7 protein-coding genes, 1 tRNA gene and 1 pseudogene are annotated in these 9,245 nt (G+C 59.0%); 3 read left to right on the forward strand and 6 right to left on the reverse strand.

What is annotated here, in order from left to right:
- Positions 1-977, forward strand: a 977-nt coding sequence (locus VGU61_RS05975; RefSeq protein WP_326858191.1) for a cytochrome c oxidase assembly protein, incomplete at its 5' end; no start/stop codon positions are given.
- 397 nt (positions 978-1,374) lie between these two features.
- Here the strand turns inward: VGU61_RS05975 and VGU61_RS05980 are convergent.
- A tRNA-Pro gene (locus VGU61_RS05980) sits at positions 1,375-1,451 on the reverse strand.
- Between the two features lie 70 nt (positions 1,452-1,521).
- Complete coding sequence (locus VGU61_RS05985; RefSeq protein WP_326858192.1) at positions 1,522-2,487, reverse strand: tripartite tricarboxylate transporter substrate binding protein; 966 nt, start codon at positions 2,485-2,487, stop codon at positions 1,522-1,524.
- Positions 2,488-2,570: 83 nt separating this feature from the next.
- Between VGU61_RS05985 and VGU61_RS05990 the strand changes: the two genes are divergently transcribed.
- Positions 2,571-3,701 carry a M14 family metallopeptidase gene (locus VGU61_RS05990; protein WP_326858193.1) on the forward strand — a complete coding sequence of 377 codons (1,131 nt, stop codon included), beginning with the start codon at positions 2,571-2,573 and terminating at the stop codon, positions 3,699-3,701.
- Positions 3,701-4,165 carry a CYTH domain-containing protein gene (locus tag VGU61_RS05995; RefSeq protein ID WP_326858194.1) on the forward strand — a complete coding sequence of 155 codons (465 nt, stop codon included), beginning with the start codon at positions 3,701-3,703 and terminating at the stop codon, positions 4,163-4,165. The genes VGU61_RS05990 and VGU61_RS05995 overlap by 1 nt, the downstream gene beginning before the upstream one ends.
- Positions 4,166-4,193: 28 nt before the next feature.
- Here the strand turns inward: VGU61_RS05995 and VGU61_RS06000 are convergent, their stop codons facing one another.
- The 4 genes and pseudogenes from VGU61_RS06000 to VGU61_RS06015 all read right to left on the reverse strand — a co-directional run.
- Positions 4,194-5,450: a DUF2863 family protein gene (locus VGU61_RS06000; protein WP_326858195.1), complete on the reverse strand. Its 1,257-nt coding sequence runs from the start codon at positions 5,448-5,450 to the stop codon at positions 4,194-4,196.
- 261 nt (positions 5,451-5,711) lie between these two features.
- The gene (locus tag VGU61_RS06005) at positions 5,712-5,888 is read right to left on the reverse strand and encodes a hypothetical protein (RefSeq protein ID WP_326858196.1); all 177 of its coding nucleotides are present in this window, start codon (positions 5,886-5,888) and stop codon (positions 5,712-5,714) included.
- A 256-nt stretch (positions 5,889-6,144) separates the two neighbouring features.
- On the reverse strand, positions 6,145-8,856 hold the full coding sequence (gene acnA, locus VGU61_RS06010; protein ID WP_326858197.1) for an aconitate hydratase AcnA: 2,712 nt from the start codon (positions 8,854-8,856) through the stop codon (positions 6,145-6,147).
- A gap of 140 nt (positions 8,857-8,996) precedes the next feature.
- Positions 8,997-9,245 (reverse strand): annotated as a pseudogene (locus VGU61_RS06015) (hypothetical protein); the annotation flags it as partial.

Below are 9,245 nucleotides of genomic sequence, written 5' to 3' on the forward strand. Positions count from 1 at the left end.
AGCGCGGTATCGGGCATCGCTCTGGTATGGGTCGCCTTCCCGGTAACGATGTTGCCCACATGCGCCGCCTGATCGCACTGACCATCGCCTTTCCGTTTCCGGTGCACGCGCACCAGGAACCGGGAGCAGAGCATTGGTGGACGCTGGATCCATGGATCGTGGTGCCCATGCTCCTGTTCGCCGGTTTCTACGCGCGCGGGATCCTCATCCTGCGCCGCAGGAGCGATACGTCACATACGGACTGGACACGAATCGCAAGTTATTGTGCCGGCATGGCAGCGGCGTTCATTGCGCTGATATGGCCGCTGGACGCGTTGGGCGAGATCAGTTTCGCCGCCCACATGGCACAGCACATGATGCTGATCGCCGTTGCCGCGCCCCTGTTTGCATTCGCGCAGCCGAAAGCTCCGTTGCTGATTGCCATGCCTTCATCCTGGCGACGCCTGAACAGCCGCCTGGCCGGTGTTCATCGGCTTCTGCGCCTTCTGTCGCGCCCCGGCCCGGCATTCGCGATTCATGGCGCGCTCATCTGGATCTGGCATGCACCGTTGCTGTTCGAAGCGGCATTGCAATCGCGATGGATACATATCGCGGAGCACGCTGCGTTCTTTGGCAGCGGGCTATTGTTCTGGAATGCAATGCGGCGTACCGGGCTGTCTGGGGGAAGTGGTTACGGTACGGCGGTGGTGTGGATTGTCGCGACATTAATGCATACCGGCCTGCTCGGTGCGCTGATCACATTTTCACCACGGCTGCTGTATCCGCATTACGCCAATGTCAGCGACGCGCCTCTGTTGCCAATGGACGATCAGCAACTGGCGGGACTGTTGATGTGGATACCTGCCGGATTCTGTTATCTGATCGCCGGACTGAGCTTTGCGGCGGCATGGTTGCGGCTCGCACAGCGGGGCGAGCAGGGTACAGGCGCCTCGAACTCCGCTTCTCCACCAGAAGTCTCCGCCGCCGATTCCCGATAGGCCTCGCCCGCACTTCATCGCCCGGCACGCATCCCATGGATGACGCGATGCAACTTTGCATGGATAGCAGGAGTTTGGGAGAACGCCGAGCGAGGGCGAGCCTTTCAACACGTTCCGCATGGCGTTTTACCAAGACTGTATCGATCCGGCCCGTCTGTGGCGCCCTGCCGAAGTTAGGCGGCAAATGTCGGGCATGATTTGCTCAAAGGAAAATGGGATTTTGAAATTTGACGCAAATGTGATGCCAAGAATGTGGAAAGCTGCTTGAAACTGGTCGCTGACAGAAATCGAACTGAGACCCGACTGTACTGTTTCCGACAATCGGACACCTGCCAAACACGAGGCGCAAAAAATGAAAAAGGCCAATCTGGAGATTGGCCTTTTCCCTTGATTTTATTGGTCGGGGCGAGAGGATTCGAACCTCCGACCCCTTGCACCCCATGCAAGTACGCTACCAGGCTGCGCTACGCCCCGACGAAGTTGCGATTATAGCAGAGCGATAACGCTTTCCGCCACGCATGGCTACCATCTTTACGCGTAGCCATTAATCCAGTTTTGCCTTGGTTTTCCGGATCACAGGTTCCCATTTGGCCGCTTCGTCATCAATCAGTTTCTTGAACGCTTCCGGCGTTCCGCCGACGGGCTCCAATCCGGCGTTGTGGAGGCGGTTCTTGACATCGTTCATCTGGATGACGGCATTGAGTTCCGTATTCAAGCGCTTGACGATATCCGGTGGCGTCCTGGCTGGGACGAGCACGCCGTTCCAGGCAAGCGACTGGAACGCCGGCATGCCGGCTTCGGCCATCGTCGGTATGTCGGGAAGCAGGGAAAACCGGGAAGCGCTGGTGACGGCAAGTGCCTTGACCTTGCCGCTCCGAACGTGGGGAAGGACCACCGTAGGCACCGAGAACAGCAATTGCGTGTCGCCTGCGGCAACGGATGCGGCGGCGGGCGGGGCGCCGTTGTAGGGGATATGAACAAGGAAAGCGCCGGTCATGGATTTAAATAGCTCCATCGTCAGGTGCGACGACGATCCGTTGCCGACCGACGCATAGTTCAGCCGGCCGGGATGGGCTTTGGCATAGGCGATCAAGTCCTTGAGATTGCTGGTCGGCAGATTGGCATTGACAGCGAGTATGTTGGGTTGGGAGCTGGCAAGCATCACCGGTTGCAGGTCGCGTTGCGCATCGTAGGGCAGCTTGGTCATGAACTGGATGTAGGCAAGCGGCCCGTTGAACGATAGCAGCATGATGTAGCCATCCGGCACGGCACGTGCGACCTGGGCGGTTGCGATAGTACCGGATGCCCCGGGAACGTTTTCAACGATTACCGGCTGGTTCAGCCGGTCCTTCAGTTTGTCGCCAACAGTGCGGGCAATGAGGTCAAGCGAGGAGCCGGCCGGTGCGGCGACAACGAACCGAATCGGCCTTGAAGGCCATCCGTCCGCGGCCTGGGCGATGCCGCCTGTGAGGGTGAGGAGAACGGAAACAAGCAGCGGGAAAAGCTTCATGGCACACTTACGCGAACGAGGGAAGCGCAGAATAGCATCTGCGAGATGCGCTTTCCAGCCGCCTATTTCCTTCAGTCTCTTCTATGCCAATCGCGATCAGTCATCAGTTCGATGCCGGAGCCATCGTTGTCTTGCGGGCCGATAGTCCACAGGATATTCAGCTTCACTTGCGCAAGGATTCCCATGCCGACTTCGCGCAGTGGTTTTATTTTCGGATGCAAGGTGTCCGCGCCGAAGCCTGCACCATTCGTGTCCTGAACGCAGGGCAGGCGACCTATCCCGACGGCTGGAAAGATTATCAGGCCGTCGCCAGCTACGATCGCAAGGAATGGTTCCGTGTGCCAACCGCATTCGATGGCGGGGTGTTGACCATTCAACATACGCCCGAACGCGACAGCGTTTATTACGCTTACTTCGAGCCGTATTCCTGGGACCGCCATCTGGACATGGTGGCGCGCGCGCAAACATCGCCGCTGGTTCGCAGCGTGTGCCTTGGCACTACGGTGGATGGCCGCGACCTTGATTTGCTTGTGATCGGCAATCCGTCCGCAGCGAAAAAAGTGTGGGTGATCGCACGCCAGCATCCGGGCGAGACCATGGCGGAATGGTTCGTCGAGGGCATGGTCGGTGCATTGCTGGATGAAGGCGATCCGGTTGCGCAGCGTCTGCTGCAGCACGCGGTGCTGTATGTGGTGCCCAATATGAATCCCGACGGTGCGGTGCGCGGCAATCTACGTACCAATGCAGCCGGCGCCAATTTGAATCGTGAATGGATGGCGCCGTCGCCGGAGCGCAGCCCGGAAGTGTATGCGGTGAAGAACAAGATCCATGAAACCGGCTGCGATCTGTTTCTTGATGTGCATGGCGATGAGGCGCTGCCATACGTGTTCGTCGCCGGATGCGAAATGCTGGAGGGTTTCAGCCCGGAGCAGGCGGCCGAGCAGCAGGCGTTCATTGATGCATTCCTGCGGGCGAATCCGGATTTTCAAACCGAGCACGGTTACGCCGCCACGAAATACCGCGAAGAGATGCTGCAGCTGGCATCGAAGTATATCGGCCATACCTTCAAATGCGTGTCGCTGACACTGGAGATGCCATTCAAGGACAACGCCCAGCTTCCGGATGCACGGACCGGCTGGAGCGGCGCGCGCAGTGCAAAGCTGGGGCAGGCCGTGCTGCAACCGATGTTGCAGGTGCTTGGAAAGGGCGCGTAATGGGTGTGGAAATCGAGCGCAAGTTTCTGCTGCGCGATGAGCGCTGGAAGACGTTGGGGCAGGGCGTGTTGATCCGTCAAGGCTATCTGTCTTCGCATGGCGATCGCATCGTGCGGGTGCGCATCGTGGGGCAGGAAGCGATATTGACGATCAAAGGGAGAAGCCAGGGAGCGGCCCGCGACGAATGGGAATATTCGATCCCGCTGGCCGATGCGGAGGTGTTCCTCGACACGCTTTGCGAAAAGCCGATCATCGAGAAATACCGCTATCGCGTTCCTCACGATGGCATGACCTGGGAGATCGATGAATTCCTTGGCGACAATGCCGGGCTGGTGGTGGCGGAGATTGAACTGGAGGCCGAGGATCAGCTGTTCTCAAAGCCGGATTGGATCGGCGAGGACGTGACGCACGATAGCCGGTACGTCAACGCCAATCTGCTGCGGCATCCCTACAGCAAGTGGTAAGCAAGGATGCCCGCGCTGCGGAAAGGGTTCAATGGAAGTGACCGGTTCCGGTCGGCGCATCGTCCGGCATTTCCGCATGCACCAGCTCCGCGTCGGGGTCCGGATAGAGCGGCGCGCCGCAGTCTTCGCAAAACTCCAGCGGAAATCGTTCCGCATGCCGCTTGATGTGCACGACGCCGCATTCCCTCAGCAACGCCAGGATTTCTTCCAATGGCGTACGGCGTTCGCCAAGCATTGCATCCTCGTCGCTGCTGCCCATGGTTTCCACCAGTGCCGCAACATCAGGATCCGCTTCATCCTCTTGTCCATAAAGCGGCCACACCACGCCGTACACGACTTCCGGGCTGTGGCGCAGCGTGAATCCGATCCGGTACTCATCGATGCGTGCGCCGACTGGCTGCTCGCCGAAGCCGCCGATGATCGCGCGCAGATCCTGGGGATCCACGCCAAGCGTCGTGGTGAGGTAATTCACGGCGGCGCTGATCGATGCTGGCCGGATAAGCTTGTCAGCTTCCCTGCACGCAAAGTAATACGCTTCGGGTAACAGCAATTCGATGCTGCACCCGGGCAGCAGTTGCATGATGTTGGGGGTGGCTTGCGTACGCCACTGCCTGAACGCCGAATCGCGTTCGCCCGGGTTGAGCGCGGCTTGCCAGCGGAACAGGGGGTCGCCCTTGGGCGCGGCGACCACTGCGAGCAGATAGCGGGTGTCTGCCAGGAACGGTGCGGTCTCGGGCGGGTTCGGCTGCGGACGCAGCGCGGCATTCTTGATCAAGGCTTGTGCCATACGCTGGGTCAGCGCATAGGTTTCGGCGTGGCTGCGCGGCAGCTGGTCGATTGCGTACAACGTGGGTGCGAGCAGGAGCCGTGCGTCGGCCGCCAGAACATGCGCGCCGAGATGTGCCGACAGGGTGGTGCGCATGTCCGGGGCAATCGGTCCGGACGCGATCGAATAGCGAGTCCATGCAAGGATCGGCGCGGCGATCAGAAGGGCGTCGTATTCCACGCCTTCGTGTTCGATGCTGCATGATTCGCTGGCGGCCTCGGCCGCGTCCATCAGGCAGTCGTATGCGCCGGGATCGGATTTGAACAGGTGATCCAGTGCGGCATCGATGGTGTCCTGGTGGCCGGTTTTCAGGAGCTTGTGCAGCAGCTTGTCGAGGCCGTTTTCCCACGACTGTTCCTCGATGCGGCTGGAGGATTGCATCAACCCTTGCGAAAGGTCAACGAGGCGGTGGCTGTCGCTGGAGAGTTTTAGGGTAGTGCTTTTGGATGGGCGGCGCATGGCGGATCGGACACTGGACAGAGGGGGATATTGTAGATGATTCAACGCCGGTATAGCGGGTTGAAATAGCGGCGTGACCAGATCCAAGCATAGCGAAGCCCTGGTCGATCGTTATGCGGAAAGTCGACTTCCCGTTCGATAAGCGGGAACAGGCGGTGAGGAGGAGCAACGTCGGGCCTTGCCTCCGCGACGACGGCAAGGCTGGGTGGTCAGGAGCAACCGCGCAAATGCAAGGAATTCGCGCGGCGATCGGATGTGGCGTTATTTCGACGCGGGAGCTGCGGGCGGAGTTGCCGGGGCAGGGGTCGCCGGCGCGGACGACTCGACCGGGCTGTGACCTCCGGCTTCGCCTTGCATATCAACCTTGTCGCCGCCCTTCATGATGACGAACAACGCGAGCGCCGCAAATGCAACAAACGCCAAGAAAATTTTCCACATGATCGGTCTCCTGTTAGGGGTAGATAAACAAACGCCGGCATACACCGGCGTTTCTTAGAACAGGACAATACATTACGTTGCTTACAGCTTGCTTGCAGCATCTGCCGTGAATACATCCGGGGCGGAGGTGCCGGCTTATTGATTGGCATCAACAGACCGATTCTTTCCGATTCGTTTCCGTACTCGCCCGCCGCACTTTCAAAACACCTGCGGAGTGCGCAATGCAGCGGCATTGCGCACTCCACCGAACCACGATTTAAGCTGCCAGCAACTGCCGGAGCACGAATGGCAGAATGCCGCCGTGCCGGTAGTAATCGACTTCGATCGGTGTGTCGATACGCAGCAGAACCTTGACTTCCTGCTTGCTGCCATCGGCACGGTTGATGACCAGTGTCGCCTGCTGCTGCGGCTTGATGTCGCTTTCGATGCCTTTCAGGTCGAAGGTCTCGTCGCCTTTGATGCCGAGCGACGTGACGCTATCGTCGCCGAGGAACTGCAGCGGCAGCACGCCCATGCCAACCAGATTGGAGCGATGGATACGCTCGAACGAACGCGCGATGACCGCTTTTACGCCGAGCAATTGGGTACCCTTCGCAGCCCAGTCGCGGGACGAGCCGGTGCCATATTCTTCGCCTGCGAAGATCATGGTCGGCACATTGTCGTTGACATACTTCATCGCTGCATCATAGATGGACATTTCTTCGCCGCTCGGCTGATGAATTGTCAAGCCGCCTTCCACGCGGGAGCCGTCCGGCTTGGCCGGGATCATCAGGTTCTTGATGCGAACGTTGGCGAATGTGCCGCGCATCATGACTTCATGATTACCGCGGCGTGAGCCGTAGGAATTGAAGTCGGCCTTCAGGACGCCGTTTTCCAGCAGCCATTTCCCGGCCGGACTGGTTTCCTTGATGGAACCTGCCGGAGAGATGTGGTCGGTCGTGATCGAATCGCCGAACACGCCGAGCGCGCGTGCGCCGGAAATGCCTGTGGCGGCTTCCTTCGGCTGCATGCCGAAGTCTTCAAAGAACGGCGGCTCGGCGATATAGGTCGATTTCGGCCAGTTGTAGACTTCGCCTTTCGCAACGCCCTTGATCTGCTCCCACAGCTTGCCAGGAGCGCCCTGCACATCGGCATAGTTCTCCTTGAAGGTTTTTGCGTTCATCGCGAACTTCATCAGCTTGTTGATCTCTTCCGATGTCGGCCAGATGTCGCCGATGAAGATATCCTTGCCGCCCTTGCCCTTGCCGACCGGCTCGGTCATCAGGTCGCGGGTCACATTCCCGGCGATCGCATATGCGACGACCAGCGGTGGGGACGCGAGGAAATTGGAGCGGATGTTTGGATGGATACGCGCTTCGAAGTTGCGGTTGCCGGACAGGACGGCGGACGCGACGATGTCGTTCTTCACGATGGCTTCGTTCATCGACGGCGTCAGGTCACCGGCATTGCCGATGCAAGTCGTGCAGCCATAGGCAGTAACGCCGAAGCCGAGCTTCTCAAGGTATGGCAGCAGTCCGGCCGCTTCCAGGTACTTGGTGACGACGCGCGATCCGGGGGCGAGCGAGGTCTTGATATGTGGCGAAACGGTCAGGCCTGCTTCGACCGCCTTCTTCGCCAGAAGGCCGGCAGCCAGCAGTACGCTTGGATTCGACGTATTGGTGCAGGAGGTGATTGCGGCGATCAGCACGTCGCCGTTGCGAACCTTGATGCCATCGGAAGTCTCATACACGGCATCCAGATCTTCCTGCTTCTTGTTGAAGCCGTTCTCCGCGGGGGACTTGGAGAACAGGTCGGCGAACGTGGATTTCACGTTGCCGATTTCGATGCGATCCTGCGGACGCTTCGGACCGGCCAGCGATGGCGCAACGGTGCCGAGATCGAGTTCGACCACGGAGGTGTAGTCGATTTCGCCTTCGCGTGGAATGCCGAACAGGTTCTGCGCCTTGAAATAGTTTTCGAAGGCATCGATTTCCGCCTTGGTGCGGCCGGTGCCCTTGAAATATTCGATGGTCGCTTCGTCAACCGGGAAGAAGCCCATGGTCGCGCCGTATTCCGGAGCCATATTGCCGATGGTGGCGCGGTCGGTGGTGGACAGGGAGGCTGTGCCTTCGCCGAAGAACTCGACGAACTTGCCGACGACCTTGTGCTTGCGCAGCAGTTCTGTGATGGTCAGGACCAGGTCGGTCGCTGTCACGCCTTCGCGCAACTGGCCGGTCAGGTTCACGCCGACCACATCCGGTGTCAGGAAGTAGACTGGCTGGCCCAGCATGCCGGCTTCCGCCTCGATGCCGCCAACGCCCCAACCGACGACGCCGATGCCGTTGATCATGGTGGTGTGGGAATCCGTGCCCACCAGTGTGTCGGGGTAATAGACATCAGCCTTCTTGTGGACGCCGCGGGCAAGGTATTCCAGGTTGACCTGGTGAACAATGCCGAAGCCCGGCGGGACGACGCCGAATGTGTCGAATGCCTGCATGCCCCATTTCATGAACTGGTAGCGTTCGTTGTTGCGCTGGAATTCCAGCTTCATGTTGAGGTCCAGCGCATTCTTTTGGCGGTAATGGTCGATTTGCACCGAGTGGTCGACGACGAGGTCGACCGGCACCAGCGGTTCAATGTTCTTCGGCTTCTTGCCCATCTTGGAGGCAACGCCGCGCATCGCGGCGAGGTCGGCGAGAAGAGGAACGCCGGTGAAGTCCTGCAACACGACCCGTGCCACGACGAACGGAATCTCGTTCACGCGCGGGGCATTCGGTCCCCAGCTCGCCAGTTCGCGCACATGATCTTCGGTCACTTTCTTGCCGTCGCAATTGCGCAGCACCGATTCCAGCACGATGCGGATCGATACCGGCAGACGCGAAATATTAATGCCGAGCTTTTTCTCCAGCGCCGGTAGCGAATAGAACTTGCCTTTTTTGGAATCCGAAATCTTGAATTCCTTCAGCGTATTCAGTGTGTTGCGGGACATGACCTCTCCTTAAATGCGAATCAACTGATTATAAAAATGACATTATTGCGGGGACTTCAATGCATTGATCTCAATGCGATGAAATCAAATACGGTTACAGAAGGTGAGGGCTGTCTCCGGTCCTCACCTTCTTTATCTTTCTAATCACTTGCCAATGAGCTCTTCAGCAATGCCGGCGATACCGTTTTGAGCTGCTCCGGATTCTTGCACTCGTTCGCAAGCTGCTGGCCTTTTTTCGAGTCCAGCAGCATGCCCTTGGCGGGAATGTCGATCCAAACCCAGCCGTTCTTGCTGTTTTCGAACCTGTTTGCACCAGTCGTCGTCTCGACACGGACCAGGCGCCTGAGCTGCTTCTTGTAACGCAAGGCAATGTGCTTGTTGTCGTCCTG

The sequence above is a fragment of the Noviherbaspirillum sp. genome (assembly GCF_035944575.1).
Lineage (GTDB): Bacteria > Pseudomonadota > Gammaproteobacteria > Burkholderiales > Burkholderiaceae_D > Noviherbaspirillum.